We start from the raw sequence: 17,191 nt of genomic DNA, 5'->3' as shown, positions 1-17,191 counted from the left end.
AATAGGTATATAAAATAGCAGTTAGCCAAATGGCTAACTGCTATTTTTTCGTTTACAAAGCTATTCTCACATACATGCAAATATATCGAAATTTTTCTTAAAAAAGATTGTGTTAACACTGAATATATAGTATAGTTGACTAAGCAATATACCCCCATGGGTATAATTAAAATATGCTCATATGAAGTGATATACATATAGATATATAGGAAAAGGATAGGTGTAAATGAAAGGACTGCGTAAGGCTTTATTAATTGGCATGACTCTTGGTGTCACATTGCTTAGTACTGTAGGTTGTATGAATCAATCATCTAATTCATCTAATGATGTATTAAAGGTAGGGGCTATTAGCTTTGCTGGTACATTAGAACCAACGGAAAATTATTTTAGTTGGGCCGTTGTGCGATATGGTGTTGGTGAAACACTCATAAAATTTGATGACCATATGAATGCTACACCATGGTTGGCAACATCATGGAAACAAAGCGATGATAAGATGAGCTGGACTTTCACCATCAACGATAAGGTTAAGTTCTCCAATGGTAATCCTCTTACAGCAGAGGCTGTAAAAGCATCCTTGGAAAGAACCTTTGCTAAGAGTAAACGAGCTAAGTCATTCTTTAACTACACAGAAATGACAGCTAATGGACAAGAGCTTACCATTAAGACTGATAAACCCTATTATAATTTGCCAAACTTGTTGGGGGATCCATTATTCTTGATTATGGATGTAACGGCTGAGGCAAATGGTCGTGATATAGCGAAGGAAGGCCCAATCGGTACAGGTCCTTATGTGGTGAAATCCTTTACAAAGGAACGGGCTGAGCTCGCTAGAAATGAAAATTACTGGGATGGTAAAGCTGGTTTTGCCAAGGTTGAAATTCCTTCTATTAACGATGCGAATACGCGTGCTATGGCACTACAAGCAGGCGATGTAGATATGGCTATTAGCATTGGTCCTGGTGAATACAGCATCTTCCAAAACGATAAGAACTTTACAATCTATGAAGAGTCATCTCTTAGAGATGTATTCGTTCGTATGAGTCAAAAAGGAAAGCTCAAAAATGCTAATCTTCGAGCGGCTCTCATTGCAGCAGCAGATCGTGAGTCCTATGCGAAGAACTTGATGAAGGATACATTTATCGCTGGTAAGGCTCCATTGCCACCATCTATTGATTATGGATTTAATCAATTGCGGGACCCTAATGGCTACAATGTGGAACGTGCCAAAGCCTTGTTGAAACAAGAAGGTTACGTAGATACGAATGGCGATGGCATTGTCGATAAAGATGGCGAAAATCTAGTGCTAGATTTCTATGCGTATACATCTCGACCTGAATTGCCATTATATGCAGAAGCATTACAAGCAGACTATAAGAAAATCGGTGTAGATTTACACATCAAGATTGTAGACTATGCAGTGATTGACACATTAGCGCAGTCCGGCGATTACGATATGTTAATCTCTAGTGTAGTAACGGCCAATACAGGACAACCAGTATGGTTCTTGAAACAATATTGGGGAACAGGTTCTGAAACGAATGGTTCTGGATTCTCTAATCCACGTTTTGATGAATTGTTAACTCTTGGTGAAAGCGCCAATGATCCAGTGGTACGCAGAAATGCAGTTATCAATGCACAACAATTGATGCTTGATGACTCTGTAGCATTATTCCTTGGATACCCTAAGATTAATATTGTAGGAAATAAACATATTGATGATATCAAAATATCTCCATCAGAATACTACATCATTACGAAAGATTTGAAGCGTAAATAATGTAAGTTATTTCTCGGTATTTAGTATTTAGTGATTTAAAATATAATAACTAACAAAATAATAGAATCAGATGGATAAAAAAGAGGACCTACTGTATAAGTAGGTCCTCTTTGTATTGTTCTTATTTTTTCTTTTGATCTGTTGCATCAAGTTCTGCCATATTTACGACATTTGCTTTACCAACCATTTTGTTATATTTAATAAATAGTTGTGTATATGCTTCGCCGTAGGAAGAGTTGATGATGATATAGTTACGAGCCTCTGCAACAAACTCTTTCACAGAGTCTTGATACTCACGTACTGCATTTTGTGTTTCTGATGTAGTACCAGGTTGCAATTTATTAATACGTTGTGTAATTTGTTGCAAGTTTGCTTCGACCTTTTGGGTATCTGTATTTCCATCTGGATCGATAAGGTCAATTGTTTGGGCAGTCATGAGATTTAACTCAATAAAGTTAACTGCATTTTCACGTTTTTCCCCTTGATACTCGTTCATGCGCTCTGTATAGAGCTCATTATTACGATTATCTAAGGCTAAATCTAACGCATTGTATGTAGCATAGAATTGTTCAGCTAGTGGTACATATTGTGCAGCTAATTCATCGCTACCTTTGAAATTATCTTTTTCGAAACGACGCTCTACATAATAGGCTTGCAATTGATCTGCAACCGGAATTAATTGGTCTAGAATCGCTAATACATCATTAGTCGATTGGTTTACATCTTCGTATGGAGTTGGACTATCTTGTTTTGCAGCCTCTAAAGCTGTTTTAAGGTCCTTATATTTTGGCAATGTTATGGTCGTGTTATGGGACCCATTACGCAACTCTTCAAGAGTTGGTTGTAATTGGTTAGCATAGGCTACACTATATGAATTATATGTGTCTAATGCGACAATGTAAGGACGGATAGCGTTGATTTTGTCGTCAACGGTTGATCGATATAAAATTGTCGTTGTATTGGATGACAAGAGTGTATACACCCCGTAGATCCCACCACCGATAATAGCAATGCCAAGCACAACAGCTGCTATTAACTTGATGTATCCCTTTTTCAACTGCGCACGCTCCTTGAAAACACACTAACTCTTATTGGATCCATTTGGGCGCACTACGCCCCTAGAGTAATTAGTTACATTATATCATAAACTTACGTCCCAAAAAAGACGTATAGAGCAGAGAATCATAAGGAATAGATGAAATTATTTGATGTGAACATATATTAATATTTATAATTCGCGATTTATAGATGAATAACATTAGAAGAGCTTTATAGAAACAAGTTATTTTGTATAAAAATATATTTTCCTAGACGCTGCAGCTGCGGCTGGTATAATAGCAAGTATAGTATTCATTATATGGGGAGTCTATTATGTCAGAATCGAATCGTTTGCTTAATTTTGCTACGTCTTCAGAACTCATTGCAAACGGGGAAGGGCGCAATGTGCTATCTGCTATTGAAGATGGCTTGCGCAATTGTGATGAGTTTTTAATATCTGTAGCGTTTATAACACCAGAAGGCCTACTAACATTAAAACCAATTCTTAAAGAACTAGAAGAACGTGGAGTACATGGTCGTGTGTTAACGACAGATTATCTTGGTTTTAATAGTCCAAAAGTTTTGGAAGATTTAGGAAGTTTAAATAACATTGATTTAAAGGTGTACTGTACGACTCAGGGGAGTAACCATGGTTTTCACACAAAGGGCTACATTTTTAAAAAGGATGAATCTTACCAGATTATAGTCGGCAGTTCCAATTTAACGATTAACGCATTAAAGAAAAATCGAGAGTGGAATACCCGTTCTGAAGCCCATTGCGATGATACATATGCACGTGAGATTACGGAAGAGTTTGATTTATATTGGAATTCCGAGTTTGCCATTCCCTATGAAGAGTTTATTCCTTGGTATAGGCCTCGATGGGTACGACCAGATCATACTTCACAAAAGAATATTGCTGAACAGTTTAGAAAAGTAGAGTTAGTACAATTAGAACCTAATAGCATGCAAGAGCAGTTTATTAATAATTTCAATGAATTGAGAGCTAATAACGCTAAAAGGGGGCTTTTAATTTCTGCGACAGGTACGGGGAAAACTTATGCAGCCGCATTTGCTATGCGTGAAATGAATCCGAAAAGAATATTATTCTTAGTACACCGTGAACAGATTGCAAAACAAGCGATTAAAAGTTTTGAACGTGTTTTTAATGATAGTTCTATTCACTTTGGACTCGTATCTGGACATGCTAAGATGTATAACGCTACACACGTCTTTTCTACTATGCAGATGATGGGGCGCGACGATGTAATGAAACAATACGATCCAAAGTCTTTTGATTGTATTATTATTGACGAAGTACATCGTGCAGGATCTGATAGTTACCAACGTATTATTGATTATTTTAAACCAGAATTTCTATTAGGTATGACAGCGAGTCCTGAGCGGACTGACGGATACGATTTGTATGAGCTTTTTGACCATAATATTATTTATGAAATTCGGTTACAACAAGCCTTAGAAGAAGATTTACTTTGTCCATTCCACTATTTTGGGATTAGTGACTTATGGGTAGATACTCAAGAAGACCTATCAGATATGGAGGTATCTTTCTCTAATTTATCTACAAAAGAGCGAGTCGATAAGATTATTGAAAAGATTCGTTACTTTGGTCATAGTGGGAGTCGAGTAAAAGGACTTGTGTTCTGCAGTAATAGAGTTGAGGCCAAAGAACTATCTGATGCTTTTAACGAACGTGGTATTTATCGTACGATCTGTCTAACTGGTGAAGATAGTCAAGAAACTCGAGAAAAAGCTATTGCTCGATTAACCGGTACTGGCGACTATGAAGGTAGACTTAGTGAGCAATTAGACTACATTTTTACTGTAGATATCTTTAATGAAGGTGTCGATATCCCTGAAATCAATCAAGTTATCATGCTTCGTCAAACTGAAAGTCCAATCGTATTTATTCAACAGTTGGGGCGTGGTCTCCGTAAGTTTGAAGATAAAGAGTATGTAGTTATCTTAGATTTTATAGGTAATTATACAAATAACTTTATGATTCCGTTGGCTTTATCTGGTGATAGAAGTTATAACAAAGATACATTACGTCGATATGTACAAGCGGGGAATCGCATTATCCCAGGTAGTTCAACAGTACATTTTGATAAAATTGCAAAGCAACGTATTTATGAATCCATTGATACTGCTAAGTTTTCTGATATGAAATTGATTAAGGAAGCCTATTTTAACTTGCGCTTTAAATTAGGTCGTATTCCTAAAATTTCGGATTTTGCAGAGCATGGTTCTATTGATGTAAGCCGAATTTTTAATAAATTTAAGTCCTATCATAATTTTTTGATAAAAATCAAAGATAAGGATTATGATATATCATTTACACCAGTTCAAGAGCGAATGTTACATTTTATATCACAAAAATTAACGACAGGAATACGTGCTCGAGATCTTTTAGTATTACAAGCTTTACTAGACGGACATCATGATGTTATTACCTATGTATCTCATGAGCTTTCAAATTCTTATAATGTAGAACTATCTGAGCATGGACGAATCAATCTTATTAATGTGATGACCAATCAGTTTGGTGTTAAAGCCGCTCAAAAAACATTTGAAGATAGTGTATTTATTGAATTATCTAATGGCTGTTACGGAATATCCCAAGTATTTAAAGATGCATTAGAAGATAGTAATTTTAAAGCACATGTGCAAGAGCTTGTTACCTATGGTTTGAAACAGTTTGATGATAAATATAAAAGCAATATCTATCCCAATACTCCATTTGCTTTGTACGAAAAGTATACTTATGAACAAGTATGCCAATTATTAGAATGGCCTCAAAATGAAGTGCCACTAAATATTGGAGGATATAAATTCCATAAGGAAACAAAAACGTATCCTGTATTTATCAATTATCACAAAGCAGATGATATTCAAGATACTATTAAATATGAAGATAGATTTGAAAATCCTGGATTACTAAAAGCTATTTCTAAAAATAAACGATCTTTTTCTTCTGATGATGTGCAGACTGCATTTAATGCTGATGCGTTAGGTGTTGCTATGCACTTATTTATGAGAAAGAATAAGGATGATGAAGAATCTAAAGAGTTTTATTATTTAGGTCCCATCCATTCTACTGGTCAAGAACGGGCTAAAGAAATTTTTATGGCAAATGGTACAATGGCAGTAGAATTAGAGTATGAGCTCGAAGTTCCAGTACGGGATGATATTTATGATTATATTATTAATGGGTAAGGATATATGAGTGAACAACGAAAACATATAGAAGTGGTAGCAGCAATTATTAAAAAAGGTAATACTATATTAGCTACTCAACGTGGTTATGGTGATCTAAAAGACGGTTGGGAATTCCCAGGTGGTAAGATTGAGCCTGGTGAAGCTCATGAGGTAGCACTCAAACGAGAAATTCAAGAAGAACTGAAAGCAGAAATTGCTGTTCAAGAACATATTATTACTGTCGAATATACAGGATATGAGAAGTTTGATTTAACTATGCATTGCTATTTATGCTCGTTGGTAAATGATTCTGACATTACTCTATTAGAACACGAAGCAGCGAAATGGCTTTCAAAAGATACCTTATACACTGTAGATTGGTTGCCAGCTGATATTGAAGCAGTAGATGCGATCTATAAACGTTTATAATGTTTCAGTAAAAGCATTTAAAAAATATTATAAAGTTATCTTTTAATTACGAAAAAGTCTCTATCTACGATAGAGACTTTTTAACATTAAAAATAATGTGACTCTCATTACTTTCTCATTAACAGTAAGTAGGATATAAACGATTATAATAATTTGAGATACAGTAGGAGAGAGAATTATGAGCGAGAATGCATACGTATGTCCATATTGCCAATCAGAAAATATCCAAAGTTATAATATTGCTTATGCTGGTGGTTTTTCCAATGTAAATGGTGTAACTACAGGTGTAGGTATTGGTGCCGGCGGTCGAGTTGGTGTTGGTATTGGTAATACAGTAGGTACGCAACAAACAGCACTTTCTATGATGGCAAAACCACCAATGAAAAAATCAATTGTTACATATATTTTAAAGTGGTGGATTGCCATTCAATTTGGTCTCGTATTGTTGCTTTGGATCTCAGGGCTAAGCAAGCATGAGGCTTCTCTAATTATTTATTTTGGTGCATATGCGTTGTTAATATATAAAACATATCAACGATATGTTTGGAATAGAGACACTTATCCAGTATTACGTCGTGACTGGGAGCATACATATGTATGTTTACGTTGTGGAAATTCTTTTCTTTTATAATTGAATTACATTAATATATATAAGGGTACGCCTATAGTTATATAGACGTACCCTTTATTTTGGAGTAGGATACTATGAATATTAAAGTCGTATTTGCACATATATGAGTATTATTCAAATTATATTTTGATATTCATTGTCCATAGTTACATATCGTTATATAATAATATTATCAAATTTGTATTTTTCGATATAATCATAGAAAGGAGTACATATGTCAAATTTCATCACTCCTAAAGAATTATTAGCTTGTCTCGATGAGGTCATCGTGTTAGATGCCCGCGGTTATCAAGATTATAAAAAAGGTCATATTAAGGGTTCTTTTCCAGTAGATTTAGATAAAGATTTAACAGGTCCTTTGGGACAACATGGCGGTCGTCATCCATTGCCAGATATGGAGCAATTGGCTCATACCTTTGAGTCTTATGGTATTACTCGTGACTCCAAGGTTGTTGTGTATGATTCTTGGCTCTTCTTGGCGGGGCGCCTCTGGTGGACTTTGCGCTACATGGGGTTGTCTGATGTGCGCGTGTTGTCTGGTGGTATTGAACGTTGGGTTAAGGAAGGTCATCTTCTTACTAAAGATCCTACTCCGTTGCCTACAGAACCAACTGTTTTCAACTATGAATTGCAAACTCATATGGTTATGAGCCGTGATGAGGTTCTCAAGGCTAGTGAAAGCGGGGATCATGTTATCATTGATGCTCGTGCGCCGTATCGTTACGATGGGTCTCAAGTAGATACGATGGATGGTATGACTGGGCATATTCCTGGTGCTGTTAATCATTTTTATGAAAGTGGCTATACCGCAGATGGTCCTAAGTCTGTAAAAGATTTAGAATCCCAGTATTATAATGAAATTTACCAAAATAGACCTGTTGTGACCTATTGTGGTTCAGGGGTAACGGCTTGTAATGCGTTATTGACTATGAGTGAGGTAGGGCTTGAGTCTGCCTTATATGTTGGTAGTTCTAGTGACTGGGTAACCTATGATGGGTTCCCACTTAAGACTGGTGTAGAAACATTAAGATAATGCAGGAGGCCAAATGAATATTTTAAAACATTTACTAACCCTTGTTGCTTTTGGCTATTTGTGTTATCACATCTATACCTTCGGTCCAGGCATGTTTAATGTGACTGTATTGGTAATTCTCGTTTTGTCTACAGCGGCAAATTATTTCCGTGAAAAACGTGAAAGTGACTTGAGAGCAAATGAGAATGCTCGAAAAGCTCGTGCAGAAGCAAGACATGCAAAAAAACACAAAAAGTAGTAATGAATAGCTTAGTTATGTTTAAGTTGTAGTATAGTTAAGTTTAGTTAAGCTAAGCTGTATTACACTATATAAAATATTATGATTACTAGTATACATAAGGAAATTTTTGCAATATAAGAACATGGTTAAAATAGAGGCTTTCACAAAATATATCAGTATGTTTAGCCCTATTAGAATAAGGAGTACGAATTGAAGTTAATTTCTTGGAATGTAAACGGCCTACGCGCCGCTGTAACAAAAGGATTTATGGAATCCTTTAACGAATTGGATGCGGATATTTTCTGCTTACAAGAAACAAAATTACAACCTGATCAAATTTCTTTGGAATTACCAGGCTATGAGCAATACTGGAATAGTGCTGTGAAAAAAGGCTACAGTGGAACAGCAGTATTTACACGCATTAAACCATTGTCTGTAACTAACGGTATTGGCATTGAAGAACACGATCAAGAAGGTCGCGTTATCACTGCTGAATATGAAAACTTCTATTTAGTATGCTGCTATACACCAAATAGCCAACGTGAATTAGCACGTCTTGAGTACCGTATGGCTTGGGAGGACGCATTCCGTAACTATTTACTAGAATTAGATAAGAAAAAACCAGTCATTCTCTGTGGTGACCTTAACGTAGCTCACCAAGAAATTGACCTTAAAAACCCTAAGACAAACCGTAAAAATGCAGGCTTCTCTGATGAAGAACGTGCAAAAATGACAGAACTCTTAGGTGCTGGTTTCACAGATACATTCCGCCATCTATACCCAGATGCTATTGAAGAATATAGCTGGTGGTCTTATATGGGTAAAGCTCGTGAACGGAATACAGGATGGAGAATTGACTATTTCATCACATCCAAGCGCCTTGACGATAAGATTCAAGAAGCAAAGATTCATCAACAAATCTTTGGCTCTGATCACTGCCCAGTAGAATTGGTAATTGATCTATAAAATTTCAGTGAATATAAAAGCACAGCCTCATCTACGGATGGGGCTGTTGTAATAGTTGAAAGGAGATAATATGGCTCAAAAACAGAAGGCTGTCGTATTATTTAGCGGCGGTGTTGATAGTACTACATGCTTAGCGCTCGCTATTGAAAGATTTGGTAAAGACAATGTCGTACCACTATCGATTCAATATGGTCAAAAACATAGTAAAGAATTGGAAGCCGCTGTATCAATCCTCGGTTATTATGGAATTGAAGGTAAAACGATAGATGTTACGAAATTATTTGCCTTCAGTAATTGCTCTTTATTAGCTCAATCCACTGAAGAAATCCCTCAAGGCTCTTATAAGGAACAACAAGAAGCCGAAGGAGAGGGTACTGTTAGCACTTATGTACCGTTTAGAAATGGTCTATTCCTATCTGCCGCTGCATCCTTGGCACTCTCTTTAGACTGTGGCTACATCTACTACGGTGCCCATAGCGATGATGCAGCTGGCAATGCATACCCAGACTGTACTGAACACTTCTATAAATCTATGGGTGATACCATCTTTGAAGGATCCGGTAAAGAATGCTCATTAGAAGCACCATTCATCAACCACAACAAAGCAGACGTCGTAAAAGAAGGCCTACGCCTCGGCGTACCATACCACCTAACCTGGTCCTGCTACGAAGGCGGCGACAAACCATGCGGACACTGTGGCACCTGCATCGACAGAGCCGAGGCATTCCGCGCTAACGGCGTAGAGGACCCGGCACTATAACACTCGGCTCTATAATCCTCATCTCTACAACACCTATAAACTGGCTTAGACAAGTAGTCGCCTTTTAGGCGGCTACTTTACATATATTCTAATAGAGTAGCAGGTATATGTGATGCAAGGCGGACTTGTACGTCACTAAATCACCTTAACTGGCTTAGGCTAGTTGAGTCGCTTTGATGAGTCATATATTTTATATTATTTATCATGTGTAGGATGCTGAGTTAAAGCGGCTTTTTGATTTACAAGTATCCGTAATATTGATTTGCTAAATTTGGAGTGGAAGAAAATACCTTTTCAAAGAGCGACTTTGGCAGGTCGAGGCCCTAGGCCGATGACCGGTTCGCCAGTGGAGCGATGAGGAAAGGTATTTTCTGACACCCCGTCCTTGCCAACAACACAACAATAGCAGTTACTGTAACAAGCCGCTTTAATCTTCCCATAACTTGTGAATATCGAAAATATATGATATTATAAGGACACAACTAAATAAGACAGTTTGAAACCATCCTGTCTCTAAACAAAACTACGGAAATTCATAAGCATTTTTAGCATGGTAGTTTTGCCATGCTTTTTTTATTTGAGGAGGTGAGTGTTATGATTACTACACGTAAATTGACTATTTCTGCCATGGTTGTGGCATTGTACATCGTTGTACTCTATTTAACGCAAAGCGTTTCCTTCGGGGCGTATCAAATTCGTATAGCAACATCATTATATGCACTTGCTTATGCCTTTCCGTTCTTGGTGATTCCCATGGGGATTGGCAACCTCATTTCTAACTTCTTATTCGGCGGCCTTGGTATCCTTGATATGGTAGGTGGCTTTGGCGTTGGTATCTTAACAACAGGTATCATCGTTTGCATGCGCAAGATGGGCCTCAGTGCGTGGTGGGCAATTTTGCCAATCATCTTTGTGCCAGCGCTCTGTGTACCATTATGGCTCAGCCCATTACTAGGCCTTCCATACTGGCCATTGGTATTGAACCTTATCGTAGGTCAAACAATTCCTGCCGTTCTTGGTTCTGTATTGGTGAAAGCTTTGATCAGCCGTCCTAGCATGGCTGCTTTATTAGGTGCTTTCAAATAAAAAGATTTATAGTCAAACAAAAAGGCGTAAGCTCGAAATGAGCTTACGCCTTTTTTATGGCTAAATGTTATGGAGGTTGAAAGGATTAGCAGTTATAGCCGCGCCATTTAGTTTCTACTACGAGGCGTTCAAGGGCAACCATGTACGCTGCTTGACGAGGTGGTACATTGTATTTATGTTGCATTTCCCAAACTGCTTCAAAGCTATTTTGCATATTCTTAGTTAACCGTTCGTTAACTTCTTCTTCAGTCCAGTAGAAGCTTGCTTTGTTTTGTACCCATTCATAGTAAGATACAACTACGCCGCCGCCGTTCGCAAGAACGTCAGGGATGATGTCGATACCTTTTTCATAGAAGTATTTATCTGCATCATTAGTAGTAGGGCCGTTAGCGCCTTCCAAGATGATCTTAGCTTGGATGTTTTCCATGTTGTCTTTGTTCAATTGGTTTTCAAGAGCTGCCATGTACAATACATCAACTGGTTGAGCTAATAACTCTTGAGGTCCAATTGTAGTCATGCCTGGTTCGCTGTAACCTTCAAGGGAACGACCATGAGAGTTAGCATATTCGTATGCTTTTTCTACATCAATACCATTAGGATTGTAGATATTAACGCTTACGTCACCGATAGCAACAACTTTAGCGCCTGCTTGAGCGATAAGACGAGCACCTACAGAACCTACGTTACCGAAGCCTTGAACAGCTACAGTAAGGTTTTTGATATCTAAGTTTTTCTTAGCTAGGTAGCTTTGTAATGCGATGAGACAGCCACGGCCAGTCGCTTCATTACGGCCTAAGGAACCGCCTACTTCGATAGGTTTACCAGTAACGATACCAGGGCTCCATTCGCCTTTCAATGTGCTGTATTCGTCAGCAATCCAGCTCATGATTTGCGCATTTGTATTTACGTCTGGTGCAGGAACGTCAGTATTAACACCAATGATAGGCGCAATACGACGTACAAAGTTACGAGTCAAGCGTTCTAATTCGCGAGGATTCAAAGTTTTAGGATCAACTTTGATACCGCCTTTACCACCGCCGTAAGGGATGTTAGCGATAGCATTTTTAATAGTCATCCAAGCAGCCAATGCACGAACTTCGTTTTCATCGGAGTCTGGATGGAAGCGAAGACCGCCTTTAGCACTACCACGTAATGTGGAGTGTTGGCAACGATAGCCTTCGTATACGCGAACTTCACCATTATCTAGTTGAAGTGGTACAGCTACTTTTAGTTCTCGTTCAGGATGGCGTAATACTTCGTATTCACTACGAGTATAGCCCAGCTTTTCGGCTGCTACATCTAACGTATTTAGCATGTTTTCATAAGGATTATAACCGCTCATAATAATGACCTCCTGTATATAAGATTAAATGAAGTCTTGCTAATTTTACACATACTGAAGTATTCGACATTGTATACAGAATACCCTTTCTAATTTTATAAATATATTCTATAGTTTTTAATGCTCAAAAAGTGTATAGAATATAGATGTTTACTGTGATAATAGTCACTCGAAGAGTTAGACATAAATCGTAGTTTTTACAGTATAAATGGATACTTTTACAAAAAATAAAAAGAGACCGGTGAAAGATACTTTCACCAGCCTCATAAGAGAATATATTTTATTTTTCCACTGTATCTTCCACTGGAGTAGGAGGTACAGAAGAGTCTGTAGTTTGACCGTCACCCCACCATACGATACCGTATGTATGATTAAGAACAGAACGGTTAAATACAGGTGTTTCGATGCCTGCCTTGCGTTGTTTAATATAGTCTTCAAGAGCAAGACCTGCAGTACGACCCATACGTACGATGGAACTAATATTAGTTAATACTAAGAAAGCCATGAATAAATCGGCTAAATTCCATACTAGATCAAGGGAGGCGATAGAGCCTACAAATGTCATGATAATTACGCCGATACGGAACAAATGAAGATAGAATCTCTTATCTGTTAAGTGGCTAATGTTAATTTCACCGTAGTAATAGTTACCAATTAAGGAACTGAAGGAGAACATTACGATAAAGATTGCTACCGCTGTAGGTGCCCAAGAACCGAGTTGTTGTTCAAGGTTATGTTGCACTAGAGCTACACCAGTTAAGCCTGTTGTGCTATAGTCGCCAACGACGAGTACGATGAAAGCAGAAGCTGTACAAATGATAAATGTATCAAGGAATACACCGAATGCTTGTACAAGACCTTGTTCAACTGGGTGGTTAACAGCTGCAGTAGCCGCTGCATTAGGTACAGAACCTTCACCGGCTTCATTGGAGAATAGGCCACGTTTAATACCATTCATTACAGTGGCACCTAATAAGCCACCACCTGCCGCAACTGGTTCAAAAGCGGAAGAGAAAATAGTGTAGATTACATGTGGGAATTGAGTAATATTCATAATTACTACGAATAATGCAGTAGCGATGTATAGAACCGCCATGATAGGAACGATGATTTCAGATGCTTTAGCAACGCGGCTAATGCCACCGAAAATAATAATACCAAGAAGAATTGCTACTACAGCGCCAGTATAGGATACATCAAAGTTGAATACTTGGAGAGATGCAGCTAATGTGTTAGCTTGTACAGAGTTGTAAATCCAACCGTATGTAATACTGATCAAAATAGCGAATAAAACAGATAAAGCTTTGTTGTTTAAGCCGTAGCGAATGTAGTAAGCTGGACCACCGTAAAAGCCGCCTTTAGCAACAGGTTCTTTGTAGATTTGAGCCAATGTAGATTCGATGAAACCTGTAGCAGCACCGATAAGAGCGATAACCCACATCCAGAAGACCGCACCAGGACCACCGAGTACAACGGCGATTGCAATACCTGCGATATTACCAACACCTACACGAGATGCAGTACTAACACAGAATGCTTGGAATGAGGATACATGATTTTTTTCAGTAGAACTACCTGCACCACTGATTACGAGGCGAATCATTTCTTTGATCATGCGAATTTGTACAAAATTCGTTGTCATTGTAAAGAAGAGACCTGCGCCGATGAGGATAAAGATGATGAAATAGCTCCATAAATAACCATTTATGGTAGAGATAGCATCATTGAGCATTGCTTCCATAAAAAAGCCCCTTTCATATAAAATAATTCTATATAGTTATTGATGTTATTGTATCAATTTCTATAGAGTCTGTAAAATAAAAATCCCTCACAAACGTGAGGGATTTTGTTAGTAGTTAACTATTCTATTGTAGGTAAGGATATTCCCTATGCCTTGATAAACTCTTGGGATTCTTCCATACCTTGTAATAAGGTCTGTTCAGAGTGTTCCATGTGAATCTGAGCCAATTTACGAGCTTGTGTTGCGTTATGAGAAGCAATAGCCTCTACGAGTTGGCGATGTTCTTCCCATGTTTTTCTAAGACGACCCGGTTGATTCATGGAGAAGCTGCGGAATCGGTATGTTTGCTCGCGTAAGTTGTGCACGATGTCTGCAAGGCGTTCGTTACGAGAGGCACGATATAGTACTTCGTGGAATTCCACGTCCGCTGCTACAACGGATTCCATATCTTTGTTTTCCATATGGTCGCCAATCTCTACGAGCATTCGTTCTAATGTTTCAATTTCTTCTGCAGTGATACGTTCTGCTGCAAGACCAGCTGCTAGCTCTTCGAGGGCAGACCGAATTTCGAATACTTGGGTAATATCTTTTAACGATATATTGGCTACGTATGTGCCACGGCGAGGCACCATAACAACAAAGCCTTCTAGTTCGAGTTTACGTATAGCTTCGCGAATTGGTGTACGACTTACACCGAGTTCTTCTGCTAGAGGAATTTCCATGAGGCGTTCGCCTGGTTTTAAAATACCATCTTGAATTGCTTGACGCAATGTTTCACTTACAACTTCGCGTAGAGGTTTATACGCATCGAGGCGTATTGGTTGTAACCGTTTTGTCATGGTAAGTCCTCCTGTGTACATGTTTTTGTAATGAGCGATAGCCAATCATGGCCTGCTGCTTTGATTTCTTCTTGTAGTTGTAATGCTTCCATCGGCTTGTCTAGCAATACAACCATTGTAGGTCCACTGCCGGTCATGATGGTTGGGTACCCACGACTTGTAAAGAACTCTTTGCAAATGACAAGTTCTTCGTGGTCTGGGAAGAGTAGTTCTTCAAATGTATTAGCACTAGTAAGGAACGCTGATTTTAAGTCATTGTTTTCTAGGTGTCGTTGGACTGTATCGATGGTTTGTTTTGTTGCCACTGATTTGCCATTAAAGCGTCCATAAGCAGCCGCTGTAGATACAGAAACCTTAGGTTTCACTAGCAATAACCAATGTGGCTCTGGAGATTTTCCATAGGTTAATATTTCGCCACGACCTGTGCCACGTGCTGTACCGCCTTGTAATAGGAATGGCACATCAGAGCCAAGTGTAGCACCTATTTTTAATAGTTCCTCTTGAGTAAGGCGCAAGTCCCAGAATCGGTTGAGGCCCATTAACATAGCAGCCGCATCAGCACTACCACCGCCAAGACCGGCTTGAATAGGTACCCGTTTTAATAGGTGAATGGCAGCTCCTGCTTTGCAGCCTGTATAGGCTTGGATTGCTCGTAATGCTTTGAGGGCAAGATTCTCTTCGCCGTAAGTAACGAGTTTTTGCATATACTCAGGCAATTCTGGAGCGCCGCCGGAGAATACTACAGAATGATGCTTAGCAAAATAAATGGAATCGCTAAGGCGAATAGATTGGAAGATGGAGTCGATATCGTGGTAGCCATCTTCACGCTTGCCTGTAATAGCAAGACCAATATTAATTTTACTGCAACCGAGTTGCTCAAAACTTTTACTCATAATAGCCTCGTTTATAACGTACATAATATATGCAGTATATATGTTTATTTTATACTCTTATAAAGTGATTGAAAATAACCATTAAGTGGTTTATGATGAATTTGTATACGCATATTGTTTTATTCCTAAATGTATTGTAAATAGCGTATGTTTTAGTTAGTTCATTATAGAATATTTATAGTGAAATGGCAATTTGGAGGGAGCTATGTTCGCTAAGTATAAAACTGTTGTCTATGAAAGCCTCATGGTCATCCTTGGGTGCGCCATATTTGGTGCGGGCATTGATGCCTTTGTATTGCCACATAAATTGGTTAGTACAGGTATTAGTGGGGTAGGCTTAATTTTGTATTACTTAACGGGCTTATCCGTTGGTTCTTGGAATATGATTTTAAATATTCCTATATTCTGGGCCGCCTGGAAGTGGCTAGGTACCCGTGTTGTTATCAAGACCTTGTATGGCACATTGATGCTGTCATGGATGGTTGACCTATTTAACTTCTTGCAATATGACATGATTATCAAAGACCCTTTGTTAAGTTCCATGATGGCCGGTATTACTACTGGTGTAGGCCTTGGTATTGTGTACCGTGTCGGTGGTAACACGGGCGGTCTTGATCCGATTGCTCTTATTGTACGCAAGTATTATGGACTTCAAATGGGGTCCATTAATAGTGCCATCAACTGTGCTATCCTTGTGGCCGCCATTGGCGTTGTTGGCCTTGAAGCGGTTGCGGTTACGCTGATTAGTGTGTATGTGTACACCATCATTACAAATAAGGTGGTTATCGGCTTTAATCAGCGGAAGGTTGCTTTCATCATTACCTATCGTACTGATGAGGTGTGTGAATGCATCATCAATAAGGTTGGCCGTGGAGCAACTATCATTAATGGCATTGGTGCTTATACAAGGACGCCGAAGCAAATCGTTATGGTAGCCGTTAATCTCTTGCAAGTAAATAAATTAAAAGAGGTTATTCAAGAGGCGGATCCAAATGTATTTATCTTGATAACTGATGCGCAAGAGGTCATTGGGCAAGGCTTTACACAACCTATTATTCCTACTGAAGTGTGTGAACAGTTAAAAGATAAGAGTACCACACAAGAGGGTAATACACAGACTATACATAATCGCTAAGTAAAGCAAAATGTAAAATCAGAAAAGTAAAATTCAAAATGTAAGCATTAGTCATCTCATATTAATTATGTGTAAATAT

15 protein-coding genes are annotated in these 17,191 nt (G+C 38.4%); 10 read left to right on the top strand and 5 right to left on the bottom strand.

The genetic code is table 11. The features are described from left to right. Positions 1–226: 226 nt before the first annotated feature. The gene (locus tag VRHSUH10_RS05615; RefSeq protein ID WP_105089747.1) at positions 227–1,780 is read left to right on the top strand and encodes an ABC transporter substrate-binding protein; all 1,554 of its coding nucleotides are present in this window, start codon (positions 227–229) and stop codon (positions 1,778–1,780) included. A 121-nt stretch (positions 1,781–1,901) separates the two neighbouring features. On the opposite strand, the gene VRHSUH10_RS05610 is transcribed toward VRHSUH10_RS05615, so the two are convergent. Beyond that, complete coding sequence (locus VRHSUH10_RS05610; protein ID WP_105089746.1) at positions 1,902–2,837, bottom strand: DUF3829 domain-containing protein; 936 nt, start codon at positions 2,835–2,837, stop codon at positions 1,902–1,904. A 314-nt stretch (positions 2,838–3,151) separates the two neighbouring features. On the opposite strand from VRHSUH10_RS05610, the gene VRHSUH10_RS05605 reads away from it, so the two are divergent. The 8 genes from VRHSUH10_RS05605 (at position 3,152) to VRHSUH10_RS05570 (ending at position 11,162) form a co-directional block, all read left to right on the top strand. Then, positions 3,152–6,055: a DEAD/DEAH box helicase gene (locus VRHSUH10_RS05605; protein WP_105089745.1), complete on the top strand. Its 2,904-nt coding sequence runs from the start codon at positions 3,152–3,154 to the stop codon at positions 6,053–6,055. A 6-nt stretch (positions 6,056–6,061) separates the two neighbouring features. Next, a complete protein-coding gene (locus tag VRHSUH10_RS05600; protein WP_105089744.1) occupies positions 6,062–6,466 on the top strand; it encodes a (deoxy)nucleoside triphosphate pyrophosphohydrolase in 405 nt (134 codons plus the stop codon). 178 nt (positions 6,467–6,644) lie between these two features. Beyond that, positions 6,645–7,097 (top strand): hypothetical protein, encoded by a 453-nt coding sequence (locus VRHSUH10_RS05595; RefSeq protein ID WP_105089743.1) that lies wholly within the window; start codon positions 6,645–6,647, stop codon positions 7,095–7,097. A gap of 214 nt (positions 7,098–7,311) precedes the next feature. Continuing rightward, a complete protein-coding gene (locus VRHSUH10_RS05590) occupies positions 7,312–8,130 on the top strand; it encodes a sulfurtransferase (protein ID WP_105089742.1) in 819 nt (272 codons plus the stop codon). A gap of 13 nt (positions 8,131–8,143) precedes the next feature. Beyond that, positions 8,144–8,368 carry a hypothetical protein gene (locus VRHSUH10_RS05585; RefSeq protein WP_105089741.1) on the top strand — a complete coding sequence of 75 codons (225 nt, stop codon included), beginning with the start codon at positions 8,144–8,146 and terminating at the stop codon, positions 8,366–8,368. Between the two features lie 192 nt (positions 8,369–8,560). Next, a complete protein-coding gene (locus tag VRHSUH10_RS05580; RefSeq protein WP_105089740.1) occupies positions 8,561–9,316 on the top strand; it encodes an exodeoxyribonuclease III in 756 nt (251 codons plus the stop codon). Between the two features lie 70 nt (positions 9,317–9,386). After that, positions 9,387–10,076 (top strand): 7-cyano-7-deazaguanine synthase QueC, encoded by a 690-nt coding sequence (gene queC, locus VRHSUH10_RS05575; protein WP_105089739.1) that lies wholly within the window; start codon positions 9,387–9,389, stop codon positions 10,074–10,076. A gap of 594 nt (positions 10,077–10,670) precedes the next feature. Then, positions 10,671–11,162 (top strand): QueT transporter family protein, encoded by a 492-nt coding sequence (locus VRHSUH10_RS05570; protein WP_105089738.1) that lies wholly within the window; start codon positions 10,671–10,673, stop codon positions 11,160–11,162. 85 nt (positions 11,163–11,247) lie between these two features. Here the strand turns inward: VRHSUH10_RS05570 and VRHSUH10_RS05565 are convergent, their stop codons facing one another. From VRHSUH10_RS05565 to ispE, 4 genes are all read right to left on the bottom strand, one after another. After that, a complete protein-coding gene (locus tag VRHSUH10_RS05565) occupies positions 11,248–12,504 on the bottom strand; it encodes a Glu/Leu/Phe/Val dehydrogenase (protein ID WP_105089737.1) in 1,257 nt (418 codons plus the stop codon). A gap of 280 nt (positions 12,505–12,784) precedes the next feature. Continuing rightward, entirely contained in the window at positions 12,785–14,245 is a 1,461-nt protein-coding gene (locus VRHSUH10_RS05560) for a sodium:alanine symporter family protein (protein ID WP_105089736.1), read from the bottom strand. Between the two features lie 146 nt (positions 14,246–14,391). Continuing rightward, positions 14,392–15,084, bottom strand: coding sequence for a GntR family transcriptional regulator (locus tag VRHSUH10_RS05555; RefSeq protein ID WP_105089735.1), 693 nt, complete (start codon positions 15,082–15,084; stop codon positions 14,392–14,394). Next, a complete protein-coding gene (ispE, locus tag VRHSUH10_RS05550) occupies positions 15,081–15,977 on the bottom strand; it encodes a 4-(cytidine 5'-diphospho)-2-C-methyl-D-erythritol kinase (RefSeq protein ID WP_105089734.1) in 897 nt (298 codons plus the stop codon). The genes VRHSUH10_RS05555 and ispE overlap by 4 nt, the downstream gene beginning before the upstream one ends. Before the next feature lie 205 nt (positions 15,978–16,182). On the opposite strand from ispE, the gene VRHSUH10_RS05545 reads away from it, so the two are divergent. Beyond that, positions 16,183–17,112: a YitT family protein gene (locus tag VRHSUH10_RS05545; protein WP_105089733.1), complete on the top strand. Its 930-nt coding sequence runs from the start codon at positions 16,183–16,185 to the stop codon at positions 17,110–17,112. Positions 17,113–17,191 lie beyond the last annotated feature (79 nt).

It is taken from the genome of Veillonella sp. T11011-6, assembly GCF_002959755.1.
Taxonomy (GTDB): domain Bacteria; phylum Bacillota; class Negativicutes; order Veillonellales; family Veillonellaceae; genus Veillonella.
This window is presented reverse-complemented; position numbering and strand designations above follow the sequence as displayed.